The sequence below is a fragment of the Vagococcus sp. WN80Y genome (assembly GCF_059621045.1).
Genome location: NZ_JCAQHY010000115.1, coordinates 1 through 19509, shown reverse-complemented (window position 1 = coordinate 19509; position 19509 = coordinate 1). Strand labels below are relative to the sequence as shown.

The 19509-nt window shown below is 40.9% G+C and carries 14 protein-coding genes, 1 tRNA gene and 3 rRNA genes; 16 read left to right on the top strand and 2 right to left on the bottom strand.

Features of this window, described 5'->3' with window-relative positions; genetic code table 11:
- Positions 1–386 precede the first annotated feature (386 nt).
- The 8 genes from AC5KOD_RS04760 to AC5KOD_RS04725 all read left to right on the top strand — a co-directional run bounded on the left by AC5KOD_RS04760 (position 387) and on the right by AC5KOD_RS04725 (position 8980).
- Complete coding sequence (locus AC5KOD_RS04760; protein ID WP_496913388.1) at positions 387–2732, top strand: HAD-IC family P-type ATPase; 2346 nt, start codon at positions 387–389, stop codon at positions 2730–2732.
- 438 nt (positions 2733–3170) lie between these two features.
- Positions 3171–3365, top strand: a complete 195-nt coding sequence (locus tag AC5KOD_RS04755) for an RNHCP domain-containing protein (protein ID WP_496913387.1) — start codon at positions 3171–3173, stop codon at positions 3363–3365.
- 453 nt (positions 3366–3818) lie between these two features.
- On the top strand, positions 3819–4511 hold the full coding sequence (locus AC5KOD_RS04750) for an MgtC/SapB family protein (protein ID WP_496913386.1): 693 nt from the start codon (positions 3819–3821) through the stop codon (positions 4509–4511).
- A 28-nt stretch (positions 4512–4539) separates the two neighbouring features.
- Positions 4540–5286, top strand: a complete 747-nt coding sequence (locus tag AC5KOD_RS04745; protein ID WP_496913385.1) for a tyrosine-protein phosphatase — start codon at positions 4540–4542, stop codon at positions 5284–5286.
- 131 nt (positions 5287–5417) lie between these two features.
- Positions 5418–6791, top strand: a complete 1374-nt coding sequence (locus AC5KOD_RS04740; protein ID WP_496913384.1) for a bifunctional metallophosphatase/5'-nucleotidase — start codon at positions 5418–5420, stop codon at positions 6789–6791.
- A 51-nt stretch (positions 6792–6842) separates the two neighbouring features.
- A complete protein-coding gene (locus AC5KOD_RS04735; RefSeq protein ID WP_496913383.1) occupies positions 6843–7523 on the top strand; it encodes a YutD family protein in 681 nt (226 codons plus the stop codon).
- Positions 7524–7561: 38 nt separating this feature from the next.
- Positions 7562–8326 (top strand): TIGR01457 family HAD-type hydrolase, encoded by a 765-nt coding sequence (locus AC5KOD_RS04730; RefSeq protein WP_496913382.1) that lies wholly within the window; start codon positions 7562–7564, stop codon positions 8324–8326.
- The gene (locus AC5KOD_RS04725; RefSeq protein WP_496913381.1) at positions 8327–8980 is read left to right on the top strand and encodes a TIGR01906 family membrane protein; all 654 of its coding nucleotides are present in this window, start codon (positions 8327–8329) and stop codon (positions 8978–8980) included.
- 39 nt (positions 8981–9019) lie between these two features.
- Here AC5KOD_RS04725 and AC5KOD_RS04720 read toward each other — a convergent pair whose 3' ends face one another.
- Together AC5KOD_RS04720 and AC5KOD_RS04715 are read right to left on the bottom strand one after the other, a co-directional pair.
- The gene (locus AC5KOD_RS04720) at positions 9020–9508 is read right to left on the bottom strand and encodes a phosphatidylglycerophosphatase A family protein (protein WP_496913380.1); all 489 of its coding nucleotides are present in this window, start codon (positions 9506–9508) and stop codon (positions 9020–9022) included.
- Positions 9509–9825: 317 nt separating this feature from the next.
- On the bottom strand, positions 9826–10824 hold the full coding sequence (locus AC5KOD_RS04715; RefSeq protein ID WP_496913379.1) for an NAD(P)/FAD-dependent oxidoreductase: 999 nt from the start codon (positions 10822–10824) through the stop codon (positions 9826–9828).
- Positions 10825–10994: 170 nt separating this feature from the next.
- Between AC5KOD_RS04715 and AC5KOD_RS04710 the strand changes: the two genes are divergently transcribed.
- From AC5KOD_RS04710 to rrf, 8 genes are all read left to right on the top strand, one after another.
- Positions 10995–11579 (top strand): peptidylprolyl isomerase, encoded by a 585-nt coding sequence (locus AC5KOD_RS04710; RefSeq protein WP_496913378.1) that lies wholly within the window; start codon positions 10995–10997, stop codon positions 11577–11579.
- Positions 11580–11624: 45 nt separating this feature from the next.
- Entirely contained in the window at positions 11625–12485 is an 861-nt protein-coding gene (locus tag AC5KOD_RS04705) for an ROK family protein (protein WP_496913377.1), read from the top strand.
- A gap of 389 nt (positions 12486–12874) precedes the next feature.
- The gene (locus AC5KOD_RS04700; protein ID WP_496913376.1) at positions 12875–13243 is read left to right on the top strand and encodes a CvfD/Ygs/GSP13 family RNA-binding post-transcriptional regulator; all 369 of its coding nucleotides are present in this window, start codon (positions 12875–12877) and stop codon (positions 13241–13243) included.
- A 75-nt stretch (positions 13244–13318) separates the two neighbouring features.
- The gene (locus tag AC5KOD_RS04695; protein WP_496913375.1) at positions 13319–13684 is read left to right on the top strand and encodes a hypothetical protein; all 366 of its coding nucleotides are present in this window, start codon (positions 13319–13321) and stop codon (positions 13682–13684) included.
- 700 nt (positions 13685–14384) lie between these two features.
- Positions 14385–15947 (top strand): 16S ribosomal RNA (locus AC5KOD_RS04690).
- Between the two features lie 79 nt (positions 15948–16026).
- Positions 16027–16099: transfer RNA gene (locus tag AC5KOD_RS04685), tRNA-Ala, on the top strand.
- A gap of 225 nt (positions 16100–16324) precedes the next feature.
- Positions 16325–19239: ribosomal RNA gene (locus tag AC5KOD_RS04680) — 23S ribosomal RNA — on the top strand.
- 151 nt (positions 19240–19390) lie between these two features.
- Positions 19391–19506 (top strand): 5S ribosomal RNA (gene rrf / locus AC5KOD_RS04675).
- Together the 16S, 23S and 5S rRNA genes with 1 tRNA gene alongside form the textbook arrangement of a ribosomal RNA operon.
- Positions 19507–19509: the final 3 nt, after the last annotated feature.

Sequence of the window (19509 nt, the reverse complement as noted above, 5' to 3'; positions counted from 1 at the left end):
AAATTGGTCATAAATTGGCCTAATCTACTCAATGTACAAAAAATATCTTGGCGATTATCAGTTATTCTGATTGTCACCAAGATATTTTTCTGTTTTAAGAGAGTTTTGTCCCACCCTCTAAAGGTTGGTTTTTTTATGTCATTATTGCTTCGAGTTCGAGTTAATAAGTGGTTCAAGAAATATAATAATCATAGCGACATAATTTTTAGTAAATACAGCGCGAATGCTACTTAATATATACGAGAAAAAGCTAGACTGTTAAAGAGTTTCTTAAGTTTAGCAAATTTAGACCTTTAGTCTGAGGTTAAAAAAGTAAAGATGATTTATTCTAAGAAGTATCAAGTGAAATAGAATGAGAGAATGGTTATTTCAGAGAGGAAGCCGTAATGACAAATAAATATGACTATCCTGGACTTAGCTACGCTGACGTCGAAACACGTAAGGCTCGCGGGGAAACAAATGATGCTTTGCCACCTATGACGAGAAGTTTTAAACAAATATTTTTAGAAAATAGTTTGACACTATTTAATTTGATCAACATTGTGATTGCGGGCTTTGTGATTTATACAGGAAGCTATAAGAATTTACTTTTTCTCGGGGTTATTATTGTTAATACAACAGTCGGTGTTTATCAGGAGCTTCGAGCCAAAAAGAATGTGGATGAATTAGCGCTGTTAAATCAAGCTAAAGCCACTGTGATTAGAAATTCTCAGCAAGAACTAATTTTACAAGAGGAAATTGTTAAGAATGATTTATTAACGATTAAGCGCGGACAACAAATTGTTGTTGATGGGCTAATTTTAGAAACGAGTGGGATTGAGTGCGATGAATCGCAACTCACAGGTGAAGCGGACCCTGTCATTAAAGAAGTTGGGGATACGGTCTACTCTGGTAGTTTTGTTGTGAGTGGTAGTGCAGTGATTGAAGCAACGAAGGTTGGTGCAGATAGTTATAGTTCCAAATTGGCCTTAGAAGCCAAGGGCGAGAAGAGTATTTATAGTGAGTTAGTTCAAACCATGAAGAAAATTATTCGCGTTTTAACCTTTGGAATTATACCTGTTGGCGCGTTGTTGTTTCTATCAAGTATGTTAGGAGATATGTCCATCAATCAGGCTATTTTGGGCTCAACTGCCGCAATGATTGGAATGATTCCAGAAGGCCTTGTCCTATTGACCACGGTCGCATTGGCTGTTGGTGTTATCCGACTGACACAGAAAAAAGTCTTAGTTAAAACCATGGGCTCAATTGAAACTCTGGCAAGGGTTAACATTCTTTGCTTAGATAAAACTGGAACCCTAACAAGCGGAGAGTTGAAAGTCATACGAACAGAGGTAATCACGAAACGCTCAAAAGCTGATTTTGCAGAAATGGTGGGACACGTTGCTCATGATTTAAATGAGGATAATGCAACTGGTTTAGCATTATTGAAAGAATTCCCTTCGGATGGAACTGACTGGCCAATTACTAAAACTATGCCATTTTCTTCAGCGCGAAAATGGAGTGGCGTTGACTATCAAGAAAAAGGGAGTGTCGTAATTGGGGCACCAGAATATTTATTTAAGTCTTTTTCTGAGGAATTAACGAAAAGAATGTCTCAGGCTACTAAGGAAGGTTTGAGGGTTCTAGCAATCGCTTCTAGTAAAGAACCGCTGATAGAACAAAATTTACCTAAAACCTTGACTTTAGAGGGAATCCTTTTTTTAGAAGATGAAATTAGATCAGAAGCGCCTCAGACCCTTAAGTATTTTATGGAACAAGATGTTGAGATTTGTATCATTTCAGGAGATCATCCGCAAACAGTCGCTCAAATTGCTAAAAGAGCTGGGGTTAAAGATAGTGAAATGATGGTCGATATGAGTCAGGTACCAAGCGACATTGATTATCAGAAATTAGTCAAAGAGAAGCGGGTTTTTGGCCGGGTATCTCCTGAACAGAAACGGTCATTAGTAGCAGCTTTGCAAAAAAACGGTTTGACTGTTGGAATGACAGGAGATGGTGTCAATGATATTTTAGCTCTTAAGAAGGCTGATTGTAGTATTGTGATGGCAAATGGAAGTGATGCGGCCAAGGGAATCGCTGATTTTGTTTTACTTGACTCAAACTTTGATTCAATGGTCGGTGTCGTGTTAGAAGGGCGAAAAGTAGTTAACAATATTCAGCGAGTTGCCTCCTTATATCTAACTAAAACAATTTATTCAATCATTTTAGCAGCACTTTTCATTTTTATAAGCTCACCCTATCCGTTTCAACCTATTCAATTGAGTCCTATAAGCACATTGACGGTAGGAATTCCGTCGTTTTTCTTAGCGTTAAGACCGAATGTTGCACCGATTAAAGGCCGCTTCTTTCAAAATGTTTTAGAGCCGGCTTTAGCAAGTGGTCTTAGTGTGGTTCTTTTTTCTTTAGGTATTTTAATATTGGGGAATCAGTTAGGTTGGAGTTATGAGGAAAAATCAACGGTGACGGTTTGGATGACTGGTATGGTTTGCTTTGTTGCTCTTTATTATGTAGCAAAGCCTAGCAATTGGAAAATAATGACAATGATAGCTGTGTTAGCAAGTCTATTTTTGATTGTGTTTACCTTTTTTGGTCGACTTTTTTCATTGGTCAGCCTGTTTCAATGGCAGCTAGCTCTTGTTTATTTGCCTATGATGATCGCGGTAATTCCGTTATTCTATGGATTGAAGTATCTGGCTCATCGTCTCTTGGGAAATCATCATCATACTAAGTAAACTAGTGTGATGAAAGCCGTTTGTCAGAGGTCAATTATTTTGTATAATGAGTGGAGACTGTAAGTATGAAGAAAGGAGCAATTATTAAATGTTAAGAAAAAGTCTAACTCTTTAGGGGACGGACGCTATGTCTCACTTAAAATCAAAAAGTGATTAAACTAGTGATTTCTTATTGACACCTACCTTTGGATTGTGGTCATCCGCAATACAGTGACTTAGACAAATAATCAACCTAAGTAGTGGTTCGGATAAGAGGATGAAAAAAGTCTCTTTGAAGTTGGAAAAGGAAGTAATCGTTTATCAGAAATAGACGGTGAATCGGTCCCTCATTTGAAAAAGCCTAGAACATGGTAGTGATTAGCCAGAAGCTGATTATACTATGAAGAATAAACGGAACCCTAAGCCTTTGTTTGAATTTTAAGCAAAGGAAGAGGAAAAATGAGAGCGAAAGAAAATAATAACTTTACATGTGAATGTTGTGGCCATGATGTTTTACCAGTTTCTAATGGAAGCTACCGAAACCATTGTCCGAATTGTCTGTATTCGAAACATCTAGAGGTTTTACCAGGGGATCGAGTTGCGACATGTGGAGGTTTAATGGCACCTGTTGGATATCATTATTCTGGTAAGTAGGGATATCAGTTGCGTCATTGCTGCAACAGATGTGAAAAGGAACAGTGGAACAAGATAGCCGAAGATACACAACAAGCAGATAAATTTATTGAATTTATTGCGAGACATCAGTGAAATAGAAGGGGCTGTGACATAAGTCACGCCCTATTTTGTTTCACGCATATTGTGCGATAAATGCGTTCCAAAAGTCTGTTCACTATGTTTCACTACGCTTCGTTTCGTTATCCTAAACACTAAGCAAGTAAACCGGCAAGCCATCCTTTTTTGGGCTTTAGCCCTTAGAAATGAGGGACATCGAAGAGCGTTAAGGTATCGAAGTTTACGTAGTACTCGGAGCAAAACGACTTTTTTCACAGTCCCTTTTAGAATTGCACTTCACTAGAATTTCAATCACAGGAGTGCTAAACTAATAGAGGAGATAAAAAGTAATGATAGGACGAAAGGAGGGGGCGAATGACTCTAACGGAAATTATTCAACGGTTATTGCTAGCAGTAGTTGTTTCTGGCGCAATTGGCTTTGATCGTGAGTTTAAGAATCGTCCAGCTGGAATTCGTACACATATTTTAGTTTGTGTTGGAGCAACTGTTGTGGCATTGATGCAGGATCAGATTTCTATCGATGCGTTGCATATAGCGACCTCTCAGCCAGAATTAGCTGGTGTTGTTCGTTCAGATCAGGCACGTTTGATAGCGCAAGTTATTAGTGGGATTGGTTTTTTGGGAGCGGGTACTATCATAGTTACGAAGCGTTCGGTTATGGGCTTGACGACAGCGGCTTCTCTATGGACAGTTGCTTGTATAGGGATTGCCACTGGAATGGGGTATTACGAAATTGCTATTGCTGGTTTTGTGACGATTCAATTAACTTTAACCTTATTAAAAAAAGTAATCGTAGTTCCGTCAATGAAAAAATTAGAGGTCAAATATGTTCATCGTGTTGAGACTAAGGAGTTTATAACTGATTATTTTTTAGCTAATAAGGTAGAGGTTAGGGATGTTAACTTTGATGTTGAATTAGTAGATGATCGAAAGATATATACAAACCTATACACGATTGAATTACCACGTGGTAAAAATTTTGCTGACTTAATCGAGGATTTATCCATTCATGAAAATGTCATGAAAATTAGACTAGTGGATGTGTAAAGATAGCAAAGATGAAAGGAAGAATAGGATGAAAACATTAGTAAATTTTAGAGATGCAGGTGGCTACAAAACGTTAGAGGGCCATCAAGTTAAAACTGGAAAAATTTTTAGAAGTGGTGAAATTGTTGATTTATCAGCTGAGGATAGGGATAAATTTGTTGGTGAATTTGGGATTAAAACTATTTTTGATTTACGGGGTGCAAGTGAATTAGCAGATCGTCCAGATGACGTTTTTGCTGGAACAACCTATGTTAATTTGGATATCATGAAGGATTTAGATGGTCAATCTTCCAGTTTAGAGGATATGACTGCTGAGCCGACTTCTGCTGATACCCATATGAAATTTATTTATCGTGAAATGTTGCTATCACATTCTGGGCAAGCGGGCTATCGTCAGTTTTTAGAGCAAGTTGTTAAGGATGAAGATCCTTTTATTTTCCACTGTTTTGCTGGAAAAGATAGAACTGGTGTAGCAGCGGCATTAGTTTTAGGGTTGTTGGATGTCTCAAAGGAAGATATTTATGATGATTATTTAAAAACGAATAAAATGCGTAAAGCTGCCAATGATTTAATGATTGCTGGTATGCGAGAAAAAGGGATGAGTGAGGAACAATTAAAGGAAGTTGAAACCATGATGTATGTCAAGAAGGAGTATCTGGATGTTACCTTTGAGACAATGGATAAGGAGTTTGGTGGTTTGAGAGGCTTTGTTAAGGATGGCCTAGGTCTATCAGATGGTCTTGTGAAAGAGTTGAAAACAATATATACTGTATAATAACTAAAAAAGAGGGTGAGGCAAAAGAACTTTTACTTTTGTCTCACCCTCTAAAAATGATTAAGAATTGTTGATTCAAGACTATTGCTTGATCAGTTTACAAATTAATTGATAGAAAGTGTATAATCTATATGGAAGAAATAGTAATACTACATACAAATGATCTTCATTCACATTTTGAGAACTGGCCACAAATACGACGCTATTTGCTGAATCAGCAACACCTTTTAAAAGAGGAAGGGAAGTCCGTTATCACACTTGATTTAGGTGATTTTTCTGACCGAGTTCACCCATTAACCGAGGCCACCGATGGGCAAGCAAATACGATGCTGATGAATCAGGTGAATTATGATTGTGCCACGATTGGAAACAATGAAGGAATCGGTAATAGTCGCGAGCAACTGAATCGGCTTTATGACGACGCTAATTTTTCAGTTCTATTAGCGAATGTCAAAGATCAGCTAACAGGGGCTTTACCTACGTGGGCTCGTCCATACTCAGTACTGACCACTAACCAAGGAACACGAATCGGCTTTGTTGGATTAACAGCTCCTTTTCCGTTAACTTATAATCCAAATGGCTGGGATGTCTTTGAGACAGATCAAGTTTTGCCAGAATTATTAGCTGAAATGAGCCCTAAATGTGATCATATTATTTTGATGTCACATCTTGGGATTGAAGAAGAAACTCGAATTGCGCAGGAGTACCCAGAAATAGCAGTGGTTCTTGGCTCCCATACTCATCATCTTTTTGTGGATGGGATGATAGTAAATAACACGCTATTAGCTGCGGCTGGAAAATTCGGTCGCTACATTGGTAGAGTAACGCTAACCGTAAGCAACCAACAGATAGTGGCTAAAAAGGCTGAAGTACAGGTTGTGAGTGAGTTGCCAGCACTTGAAGAGGATCAGTCAGAAATCAATGGGTTTCTAAGTCTAGGTCATGACTTATTAGACAAGCAAGTTGTGGGATGCCTACCTGAAACTTTAAGTGCCAACCCTTTGGAAGAGCATCCGTTAATAGATAGCGCTTTGATGGCAGTTGCCTCCTACGCTCGGGTAGAAGCAGCTCTGCTGAATTCGGGGCTTTTTTTAGAACCCTTGCCTGCGGGTAAGCTATCTAAAGATGATTTACATCGTTGTTTACCACATCCAATGCACTTAGTAAAAGTGACTTTAACAGGGGAGTCTTTATTAGAGTTAGTCGTTGAATTAAGAAAAGAGCAAAAACAATTGCTTAATTTTCCAATTGTAGGCATGGGGTTTCGTGGAAAAATTTTCGGAGAGATTAGAGCACTAGGGTTTAATTGGCAACATGGGGCTGTAACTTGGCTGGGACAAAAAATTGAGCTGGATCGGCTATACACATTTGTGACGGTCGATCATCTGATATTTATTCCTTTTTTTCCAACACTAAGGGAGAAAGCAGAAATTGAGATGCTTTTTCCAGAATTTATTCGCCATGTTCTAGGTGACTATTTTTTAGAGCACTATCCTTGCGCTTAAAAAAAGGCTATAATAAAATGAGTAAATGAAAAAATAGGCGGTGACAATGTAATGGAAACAACAGACCAAGAACAGGTGATAGAGAAGACGATGACTGACGAGCTTGAATCAGTGTTGACGGATATCGCAAATGAGAGTCCAACAGAAAAAGAAAAGAAGCAACGAATTACCTTTTTAGATGATGAAATTGTGATGATTGATCAACGTCAATACCGCTTAGTCGAAAATTATCGTGAAGCGTTTGATCTTGAAAAAATAAATGAGCGTTACAGTGATGTACTTAATCGCTATGATTATATTGTAGGAGATATTGGATTTGAGCAATTACGTTTAAAAGGGTTTTTTTCTGAGACTCAGAAAAGAATGCCAGTGGAGCAGCGAATTGGCTCACTTCAAGACTATTTGTATGAGTATTGCAATTTTGGTTGTGCTTATTTTGTTTTAGAGCGAGAGGGCGCAGGGATACGAAAAGAGAAGGCACAAAATCGAAATAAACGAAATAATCGTAAAAATAATCAGAAGCCCAATCAAGTAAAACAGGCAGCTCATATTCAAGAAAAGCAAGGTAAGGCTCCTGAAAAAGCACAAGTTCGCCATAAAAAAGCACCAGTTATAAAGAATCGGCAGGATAAAGAGCAAGTTCAAGAAAAAGTAACCAAAGAGATTAAACAACCATCACAGAAATCGCAAGATAATAAGCGTGGGTTCACTATTCGTCAAAAAGGTGAATAGAGTTTAATAAATAACAGTTATTTATTGAGGAGAAAAAGATGACTTACCAAGGGTATTTAATTGATTTAGATGGCACAATCTATTTAGGTAAAGAGCCGATTCCTGCTGGAAAGCGTTTTGTTGAAAGATTACAGGCTGCTCACATTCCTTATTTGTTTGTGACGAATAATACGACCAAAAGTCCACAAGCTGTTCAAGAAAATCTGCTAAGTAATTTTTCGATTGAGGTTCCTATTGAAACAATTTATACCGCAAGCTTGGCGACGATTGATTATATGGATGAAAAGTCTCTTGGTAAAAAAGTATATGTGATCGGTGAAACGGGCTTAATTGACGCTATACAGGCGGCTGGTTATCAGCTTGAGGAGAAGCAACCAGATTATGTTGTGGTTGGTTTGGATAGCCAGGTAACGTATGAAAAGTTAACAATTGCAACGTTAGCCATCCAAAATGGTGCTCATTTTATCGGAACTAATCCTGATAAAAATATACCTACTGAGCGTGGGTTAGTACCTGGAGCAGGCTCATTGCTGGCCTTGTTAGAGACTGCCACTCGAGTTGAACCGGTGATTATTGGTAAACCCCAAGCTATTATTATGGAAAAAGCTTTAGAGCATCTTGGTTTGACAGCACAACAAGTTTTAATGGTTGGTGACAATTATGAGACTGATATTCAAGCGGGCTTACAAAATCGAATCGACACATTACTAGTTTTATCTGGATTTACGCAAGCTGCTGATGTGGAGAAATTGCCAAAAGCGCCTACATATGTTGTGGAGAGTTTGGATGAGTGGGGTGTTTAAATGAGCGGGCAAAAGTGGCGTCATCGTGCAGGATTGTTGTGTTTATTTTTAACGATAATTAGTTTGGTTATAACTATTACAATTAATGCCTATCCTTTGTATGTATGGGATGTCGAGCATTTGGCAATTTTAGAGTGGGTAGAAATCTCAAAACAAGCTTTACTTGCAAATTATCGTGATCTCATGTGGTATCTAAATAATCCCTTTATTACTGATTTGCACTTGCCTGATTTTCCAGTTTCCGCTTCAGGTGCGTTTCATTTTTACGAAGTTAAGAAGTTATTTTTGCTAAATTATGGTGTTTTGCTTGTGACTTTTATTCCAACTGTCTTGTATCTTAGACAACTAGTGAAACAAAAGCGTTTATGGCAGCTCATTCGGCCGTTTCAATATGGCGCATTAATTCCTCTTGTTTTTGGTTTTATTATGGCAATCGGTTTTGATGCTTTTTTTGAGGCCTTTCACGGTGTTTTTTTTAATAATGATGCGTGGATTTTTGATCCAGCAACTGATCCAGTTATTAATGTACTCCCTCAAGAGTTTTTCATGCACTGCTTTATTTTAGCCTCCATTTTATTAGAGCTAATGTTGCTCGCAGGTATTTATTTTGGCAAGCATGAAATGCGACAGAATGTACAAGCATATAAAAAATGATGAGGGTGGGACTTTTGTCTCACTCTCATCATTTTTTAGTTAGTCGGCTTGGGCATGGGCGATTCGGCTAGCGGCCGCTGCCGCAATAGCGCCTACGATATCATCTAAGAAAGTATGAACTTCCTTGCCATCGTAGGAATTTAACTTGGCCAGAATTCCTGGTTTTACTTTATCGATATAGCCATAATTAGTAAAGCCGATTGACCCATAAACATTAACAATCGAAAGAGCCATAATTTCATCAATCCCGTATAGACCTTCATCTTCTGTCAATATTTCTTGAAGAGGGCTAAGCAGTTCATTGTTTTCGGCTGAAATATCTAATTGAATTCCTGTGATTATAGTGTTTTGAACTTCTCTTTTAAGTAATACAGCCTCGACATTTTCTTCGCAACTTTCTAAAGTTAGTTGGGAAACATAATCTTTTTGAAGAAAATAAACAAGTTCTGCAATGTCGGCAATCGTAACGCCTCGTTGTATTAACAACTCTTTCGCTGTTTTTTCTAGAATGCTTTTATCTATTTTCATTTTGTTTCTCCATTCTTTTTAGTTTTTGAGTACACTTTATCTTACCCTGTTAGGCAAATAGAAAGCAAGCTTAGTTTAAACGAGTCAATTTTGTGTGTTCTTCATTTCACGCATGTTATGCGACAAACGTACTCCAAAGACTACTCACTTTCTAAGCAACTAAAGTTGCAAGTGTTAAGGTATCGAAGTTTCTGTAACGCTTGTAACAAAACGACTTTATGTCTCAGCCTCTTCTAATTTTCATATATTTACGTATGTGATAAGTGCTAAAAGACATTTGTTATAGTGCCATCTAATCAATGGTAGCGATGTTTTAGCTACTGCCCTTCAAATAAACTCGTGCTATGAGTTGGTTGAGTCCGAATATCTGGACGGATATAGTGAAGAGCATTATTCACAGCTGTCGGAGCTTCCCCAAACCCTGTTGCGATTAGTTTGACTTTTCCTTCATAGGTGCAAATATCTCCAGCGGCATAGATGCCAGGCATAGAAGTAGACATGTCGCTACCTACCAAAATGGAATGACGAGAAAAATCTAGCGACCAATTTTTGATTTCACCCAGAGAGGAACTGAAGCCGTAATTGACAATTAATTCATCAATAGGTAAAACTTCTTGAATACTGTCTTTTGGATTGCTCAATTTTATAGCTGATAACTGATTGTCTGTTGTCACAAGCTCATCTAGAACAAAGGGAGTTCTCACTTTTATTGATGAATCATTGAGAAGTGTCACACTGTGTTCGTGGGCTCTAAAGTCTGGACGACGGTGAACAAGTGTGACAGTTTTGGCAATAGGCTCAAGCATGAGGGACCAGTCGATTGCGGAATCCCCCCCACCACAGATCATGACATTCTTATCTCGAAATTTTTCTGTATCTGTGACATAGTAATGCAAGGAACTGCCTTCTAATTCTTCAGCTTTTTCAATCTGTAATTTTCGTGGCTGAAAAGCACCGTTACCGGCAGTAATAATAACACTGCGCGATAAGTGTTCGCCGGCAGTTGTCACGACTTTAATCAATTTATCTTCAACAGTAATCAAGTCGAGAACTTCTTCCTCTAAACAAATGGTTTGGTCGAAGCGCTCAATTTGTTGAATGAGATTATGGACCAACTCGCTAGCTTTGACGTTTGGAAAGCCAGCAATGTCATAAATTTTCTTTTCGGGATAAAGCATTGCAAGCTGACCGCCAAGTTGGGGTAGGCTTTCAATAATTTTAGTTTTTGCTTGTCGCATGCCGGCATAAAAAGCGGCGAATAGGCCTGCGGGACCGCCACCGACGATTGTTATATCAAAAATTTCTTGTGATGACATCTTATGACGCACCTCCGTTTTCTCTTTTGAATGGATTAACCCATTCTGAATTAGTATAGAATAATTATAGTAATAACGACACAAATTTGCATTTTTGATAGAAATAGATAGAAATAATTCGTATTTTTAGGTATCATTGAAAGGAATACAAATTAGGAGGAAGACAATCAATGACTTATCATCAATTAAATGTCCAAGACGCACCAGGTCCAATTGCAACAATTAAAACTAATAAAGGGAATATGACGTTTAAATTATTTCCGGAAGCAGCGCCTAAAACCGTTGAAAATTTTGTTGAATTAGCTAAAAAAGGGTATTATGATGGAATTATTTTTCATCGTGTTATTCCTGATTTTATGATTCAAGGTGGCGATCCTACGGGAACTGGTATGGGTGGCGAAAGTATTTATGGTGAGACTTTTGAAGATGAGTTTTCGAAAGAGCTATTTAACCTTCGTGGTGCTTTATCAATGGCAAATGCTGGACCTAATACAAACGGTAGTCAGTTCTTTATTGTTCAAAATCAAAATGTACCGGCTAATATGATTGGGCAATTAGAGGGAGCTGAATTTCCTGCTGAGATTATTGAAGCATATAAAAATGGGGGAACTCCTTGGTTAGACTTCCGTCACACTGTGTTTGGTCATGTTATGGAAGGCCTTGATGTGATGGATGATATCGCAGCTGTTCAACGGGGGCCTCAAGACAAACCTGTTTATGATATTGTGATTGAAACAATTGAAATTTCTGACTAATTATTAGGTGAAAGCTTTTCTATTTTTGTAAGGAGGTTTTTCAAAGTGTTATATGGAGCTATTGAGGCGGGAGGCACAAAGTTTGTGTGTGCCGTCAGTGACGAACATTTAGATATTAAAGAGCGTGTGAGCATCCCGACAACTGTACCAGAAGAAACAATGACTGCTGTTTTTGCTTTTTTTGATCAATTTGAAGTAGCGTCAATAGGTGTGGGATCATTTGGTCCGATTGATGTTAATCAAAAGTCTGAGACATATGGTTACATTACCAGTACCCCAAAATTAGCTTGGGCACACTATGATTTCTTAGGAGCCCTTAAAGCTCGTTATCAAATACCAGTTGCTTGGACAACAGATGTTAATGCGGCTGCTTATGGTGAATTAAAAAAGGGAGCAGCAGTTGGAAAAGACAGTTGTCTCTATATTACAGTTGGAACTGGAATTGGTGGCGGTGTTGTAATTGATGGTAAAATCATCAATGGTTATGGACATCCAGAAGTAGGACATATTTTGGTGAGAAAACACCCAGCTGACACTTATGAAGGTGCCTGTCCTTATCATGGCGACTGTTTAGAAGGCGTTGCTGCTGGACCGTCTCTAGAAAAACGTCATGGGATTAAAGGACATGAGCTAGGGACGGATCACCAAGCCTGGGAGATAGAAGCTTATTATTTAGCACAAGCAATCATGAGCTATACCTTGATTTTGTCACCTGAAATGGTGGTAATGGGTGGAGGCGTTATGAAGCAAACGCAGCTCTTCCCCCTAATAAGAGAATCCTTCGTTAAGCAAATGAACGGTTATGTGGCGACTCCGGCATTAGAAGAGTACATTTTTCCATGCGGATTAGGTGACAACGCAGGGATTACCGGTTGCTTATTATTAGCAATCGAAGAACTAAATTAAAAAAATACACCGACCCTCAAGAGTTAGAGTAAAATTCTAATGTTTGGAGGTCGGTGTTTTTACAGTTTGATATAGCTTGAGTTGAAATCAAGCTATATGCAGTAAAGTTATATTGAACAAGTGAGCTGTATTATCGCAAAGTTGCCAGTCGGCTCGAAAGAAATAATCTTTTCTTACTCTTTAATCTAGTAGAGTAATAACTAAATGATGTATATGAAAAATAAGCGTTTAATATTTTGAGGTTACTGCAGAATGGGCATCATTTTTTATGGAAAGAATTTATTAGCTTAATTGTGGATTGTTTCAATTCTGCTGTTTTTGACGTATAATAAAAGAGATTAGAGCTTGAGGCTATTTGATTAAACGTAAGAAAAGGGAGGTAATCTGATATGAGTTATACAATTGGCATGATAATAGAAGGAACAGTGACTGGCGTTCAACCTTATGGGGCATTTATCTCTTTAGATAATGAGGTCCAAGGATTGGTTCACATTTCAGAGGTGAAACATGGTTTTATCAAGAATATTTCAGATGTCCTAAGAGTGGGGGAAGCTGTTAAAGTCAAAATTATTGATATAGATGAGTATTCGCAAAAAATCAGTCTCTCAATGAGGGCGTTAGACTTGAAGGCACCGCTTCCTTTGTATAAACGAAAAAAATATTTCACTAATCGAAAAAAGAAAGTAGGCTTTGAAAGCTTGAATTTACAGATGCCGACGTGGATCGATGAGTCAATGAAAGAACTTACCGAAAAATAAAAATGATTTTTTTCTGAAAATGTGCTATTATTTGGGTAGAATAATGAAAATTCATTGCAAATTGAGGTGGAAGTTTTGAGTAACCAATTAGTTGCAGGTACTGTCATGCTTAATAGTGCCAACGGTGATAAGAGGTTTTTAGTGAAAAGAAACGAAGAAAATTTTGATTTTGTCACAACCACAATGAATGAAGACTTCACGAGTTTAGCTTGTATTTTGAAAGAGCTGAAATCGGAAGTAATGATGGATGTTAATTCGATTGATTTAGTTGAGTTAACTAATGTAAGTGTTAATGATCGAAAGATGCCTCTTTTTGTGTTTGAAATGGAGGAACAAAAGAACGAGAGTGTCCTAGCAGATAGTTATGCGTGGGAAACCCCGAAAACATTACGTAGTGTGTTAACCAAATTCCAGATATCTGGAGTTCCGATTTTTGAGTAAACGTGAGATGCTAACAGCAAAGTTGCTGTTAGTGTTTTTTTATTCTCAATTTATATCTAATCATTGGGAATAAAAAGTTGTTCCTATGATATTGAATGAAAGAGGCCATGAATTGATATGAGTAAGTTTAATTATTGCAAGAGCAAAATTAAGCGAACAATAATTTTATGGTTATAGTAATCATATCTCAAATACGAACGATTTAATGAATTTCTAAGTTAATCATCACATTTCAAAAAAAAAGTAAAAAAAGGCAATATAATGGTTGCAATTTCTTAAAAGAGTTGATATATTAATACATGTCGCTGAGACAAGGTAGCAATTATGAAAGAAATACATGAAACTATTATGAAAAAGTTATTGACAGGGTGATGCCTGATATGTTATTCTAATTGAGTTGCGCTAGATTGAAAGATCTATTAAAACTTTAAAAAATAATTTGAAAAAGTTGTTGACAATAACAACTAATCATGTTATTCTAATAAAGTTGCTAAGGCGACAAACACTTAACTGCGAAACAAGCAGTTAACCAACTTAGACCTTTGAAAACTGAACAAAGTAAGACGAACCAAATTGTGTAGTTGTTCTTCTTTAGTAGAAGAACACTAAAAGATTTTACAATTTTTTAAGAAAAATTGATAGTGAAGTTAATTCGCTAGCAACCAAAATGAGCTAAAGTTCTTCGGAACTTATCATAACTTTTATTGAGAGTTTGATCCTGGCTCAGGACGAACGCTGGCGGCGTGCCTAATACATGCAAGTCGAACGCTTCTTTTTCCACCGAGTGCTTGCACTCACCGGGAAAAGAAGAGTGGCGGACGGGTGAGTAACACGTGGGTAACCTGCCCATTAGAGGGGGATAACACTTGGAAACAGGTGCTAATACCGCATAATTGTTTGAGCCGCATGGCTCGGATATGAAAGACGCTTTCGGGTGTCGCTAATGGATGGACCCGCGCTGCATTAGTTAGTTGGTGAGGTAAAGGCTCACCAAGACCGTGATGCATAGCCGACCTGAGAGGGTGATCGGCCACACTGGGACTGAGACACGGCCCAGACTCCTACGGGAGGCAGCAGTAGGGGATCTTCGGCAATGGACGAAAGTCTGACCGAGCAACGCCGCGTGAGTGAAGAAGGTTTTCGGATCGTAAAACTCTGTTGTTAGAGAAGAACAAGTGGGAGAGTAACTGTTCCCACCTTGACGGTATCTAACCAGAAAGCCACGGCTAACTACGTGCCAGCAGCCGCGGTAATACGTAGGTGGCAAGCGTTGTCCGGATTTATTGGGCGTAAAGCGAGCGCAGGCGGTTCTTTAAGTCTGATGTGAAAGCCCCCGGCTCAACCGGGGAGGGTCATTGGAAACTGGGGAACTTGAGTGCAGAAGAGGAGAGTGGAATTCCATGTGTAGCGGTGAAATGCGTAGATATATGGAGGAACACCAGTGGCGAAGGCGACTCTCTGGTCTGTAACTGACGCTGAGGCTCGAAAGCGTGGGGAGCAAACAGGATTAGATACCCTGGTAGTCCACGCCGTAAACGATGAGTGCTAAGTGTTGGAGGGTTTCCGCCCTTCAGTGCTGCAGTTAACGCATTAAGCACTCCGCCTGGGGAGTACGACCGCAAGGTTGAAACTCAAAGGAATTGACGGGGGCCCGCACAAGCGGTGGAGCATGTGGTTTAATTCGAAGCAACGCGAAGAACCTTACCAGGTCTTGACATCCCTTGACCACTTGAGAGATCAAGCTTTCCCTTCGGGGACAAGGTGACAGGTGGTGCATGGTTGTCGTCAGCTCGTGTCGTGAGATGTTGGGTTAAGTCCCGCAACGAGCGCAACCCCTATTGTTAGTTGCCATCATTCAGTTGGGCACTCTAGCGAGACTGCCGGTGACAAACCGGAGGAAGGTGGGGATGACGTCAAATCATCATGCCCCTTATGACCTGGGCTACACACGTGCTACAATGGACGGTACAATGAGTTGCGAAGTCGCGAGGCCAAGCTAATCTCTTAAAGCCGTTCTCAGTTCGGATTGTAGGCTGCAACTCGCCTACATGAAGCCGGAATCGCTAGTAATCGTGGATCAGAACGCCACGGTGAATACGTTCCCGGGCCTTGTACACACCGCCCGTCACACCACGAAAGTTTGTAGCACCCGAAATCGGTGAGGTAACCCTTGTGGAGCCAGCCGCCTAAGGTGAGATAGATGATTGGGGTGAAGTCGTAACAAGGTAGCCGTATCGGAAGGTGCGGCTGGATCACCTCCTTTCTAAGGAATATTACGGAAACTACACAATTCGTTCTTACTTTGCTCAGTTTTGAGAGGTCTAACTCTTAAACACAACATCGGGGCCTTAGCTCAGCTGGGAGAGCGCCTGCTTTGCACGCAGGAGGTCAGCGGTTCGATCCCGCTAGGCTCCATTGACAACGTAGGTTGTCATTTTAATTTGTTCATTGAAAACTGGATAGTTGAAGTAAAAATAATCAAAACAAACCGAGAACACCGCGTTGATTGACAGTGTTGTGAGCAATCACACACTGAGCAAGAGTTTTTAAACAAAGTTCAAACGCTGTTTAAAGGATTGGTGGAGGTAGCTATCGCTAGTTACTAGAAACCAAAAATCTAACATTAGTGTTAGTAAAATAGGTTAAGTTAATAAGGGCGCACGGTGGATGCCTTGGCACTAGAAGACGATGAAGGACGGGACTAACTCCGATATGCTTTGGGGAGCTGTAAGTAAGCTATGATCCAGAGATTTCCGAATGGGGAAACCCGGCAGCTTTGATAGGCTGTCATCATATACTGAATACATAGGTATATGAGGTGAGACGCAGAGAACTGAAACATCTAAGTACCTGCAGGAAGAGAAAGAAAATTCGATTCCCTGAGTAGCGGCGAGCGAAACGGGAAGAGCCCAAACCAAAGAGCTTGCTCTTTGGGGTTGTAGGACTCAGTTGTGGTAGCTGTAATTGTTAGTCGAATCGACCTGGAAAGGTCAGCCGTAGTGGGTAAAAGCCCCGTAGGCGAAAATGATTGCACACCTATGAGTATCCTGAGTACGGCGGAACACGAGAAATTCCGTCGGAATCCGCGGGGACCATCCCGTAAGGCTAAATACTCTCTAGTGACCGATAGTGAACCAGTACCGTGAGGGAAAGGTGAAAAGCACCCCGGAAGGGGAGTGAAATAGATCCTGAAACCGTGTGCCTACAACAAGTCAAAGCCCGTTAATGGGTGATGGCGTGCCTTTTGTAGAATGAACCGGCGAGTTACGATAGCGTGCGAGGTTAAGCTGAATAGGCGGAGCCGTAGCGAAAGCGAGTCTGAATAGGGCGCTTGAGTACGTTGTCGTAGACCCGAAACCATGTGATCTACCCATGGCCAGGTTGAAGGTGTGGTAAAACGCACTGGAGGACCGAACCCACGTACGTTGAAAAGTGCGGGGATGAGCTGTGGGTAGCGGAGAAATTCCAAACGAACTTGGAGATAGCTGGTTCTCTCCGAAATAGCTTTAGGGCTAGCCTCGGATGAAGAATGATGGAGGTAGAGCCACTGTTTGGACTAGGGGCCCATCTCGGGTTACCGAATTCAGATAAACTCCGAATGCCATTCATTTATATCCGGGAGTCAGACTGCGAGTGATAAGATCCGTAGTCGAAAGGGAAACAGCCCAGACCACCAGCTAAGGTCCCAAAATATATGTTAAGTGGAAAAGGATGTGGGGTTGCACAGACAACTAGGATGTTGGCTTAGAAGCAGCCACCATTTAAAGAGTGCGTAATAGCTCACTAGTCGAGTGACCCTGCGCCGAAAATGTACCGGGGCTAAACATATTACCGAAGCTGTGGAGTGCACCTATGGTGCATTGGTAGGAGAGCGTTCTAAGGGCGTTGAAGGTAGATCGTGAGGACTACTGGAGCGCTTAGAAGTGAGAATGCCGGTATGAGTAGCGAAAGACGGGTGAGAATCCCGTCCACCGTATGACTAAGGTTTCCTGGGGAAGGCTCGTCCTCCCAGGGTTAGTCGGGACCTAAGCCGAGGCCGAAAGGCGTAGGCGATGGACAACAGGTTGATATTCCTGTACTAGTTATAATTGTTTGACCAATGGAGGGACGCAGGAGGTTAGGAAATCCACACGACTGGAAGTGTGTGGCCAAGCAGTGAGTCTGTCTGTGAGTAAAATGCTTACGGACATTAAGGACAAGCTGTGATGGGGAGGGAAATTAAAGTACCGAAGTTTCTGACATCACACTGCCAAGAAAAGCTTCTAGGGAGATTGTAACTACCCGTACCGCAAACCGACACAGGTAGTCGAGGAGAGTATCCTAAGGTGAGCGAGCGAACTCTCGTTAAGGAACTCGGCAAAATGACCCCGTAACTTCGGGAGAAGGGGTGCTGACCGCAAGGTCAGCCGCAGTGAATAGGCCCAAGCGACTGTTTATCAAAAACACAGGTCTCTGCAAAATCGAAAGATGACGTATAGGGGCTGACGCCTGCCCGGTGCTGGAAGGTTAAGAGGATGGGTTAGCTTACGCGAAGCTCAAAATTGAAGCCCCAGTAAACGGCGGCCGTAACTATAACGGTCCTAAGGTAGCGAAATTCCTTGTCGGGTAAGTTCCGACCCGCACGAAAGGCGTAACGATTTGGGCACTGTCTCAACGAGAGACTCGGTGAAATTTTAGTACCTGTGAAGATGCAGGTTACCCGCGACAGGACGGAAAGACCCCATGGAGCTTTACTGTAATTTGATATTGAATGTTTGTGACACATGTACAGGATAGGTAGGAGCCGTAGAGGCCGGTACGCTAGTATCGGTGGAGGCGCTGGTGGGATACTACCCTTGTGTTATGACCATTCTAACCCGCACCGCTGATCGCGGTGGGAGACAGTGTCAGATGGGCAGTTTGACTGGGGCGGTCGCCTCCTAAAGAGTAACGGAGGCGCTCAAAGGTTCCCTCAGAATGGTTGGAAATCATTCGCAGAGTGCAAAGGCATAAGGGAGCTTGACTGCGAGACCTACAAGTCGAGCAGGGTCGAAAGACGGACTTAGTGATCCGGTGGTTCCGCATGGAAGGGCCATCGCTCAACGGATAAAAGCTACCCTGGGGATAACAGGCTTATCTCCCCCAAGAGTCCACATCGACGGGGAGGTTTGGCACCTCGATGTCGGCTCGTCGCATCCTGGGGCTGTAGTCGGTCCCAAGGGTTGGGCTGTTCGCCCATTAAAGCGGCACGCGAGCTGGGTTCAGAACGTCGTGAGACAGTTCGGTCCCTATCCGTCGCGGGCGCAGGAAATTTGAGAGGAGCTGTCCTTAGTACGAGAGGACCGGGATGGACACACCGCTGGTGTACCAGTTGTTCTGCCAAGAGCATCGCTGGGTAGCTACGTGTGGACGGGATAAACGCTGAAAGCATCTAAGCGTGAAGCCCCCCTCAAGATGAGATTTCCCATTTCTTCGGAAAGTAAGACCCCTGAGAGACGATCAGGTAGATAGGCTAGAAGTGGAAGTACAGTGATGTATGGAGCGGACTAGTACTAATCGGTCGAGGACTTAACCAAGATTTGAACGTAGGATTCAAGGCAAGTTTTGATGAGAATATTTCAACATCCAGTTTTGAGTGAATGAAAGTTTACTTAGCCATTACTCTTGCAATTTAATTGTTTAGAAGTAAGGGGCATCGAAGAATTGAATAGCAATACATCACATAAGTGTGGTGGCGATAGCAAGAAGGATACACCTGTTCCCATGCCGAACACAGTAGTTAAGCTTCTTAGCGCCGATGGTAGTTGGGGGATTCCCCCTGTGAGAGTAGGACGTTGCCACGCTTA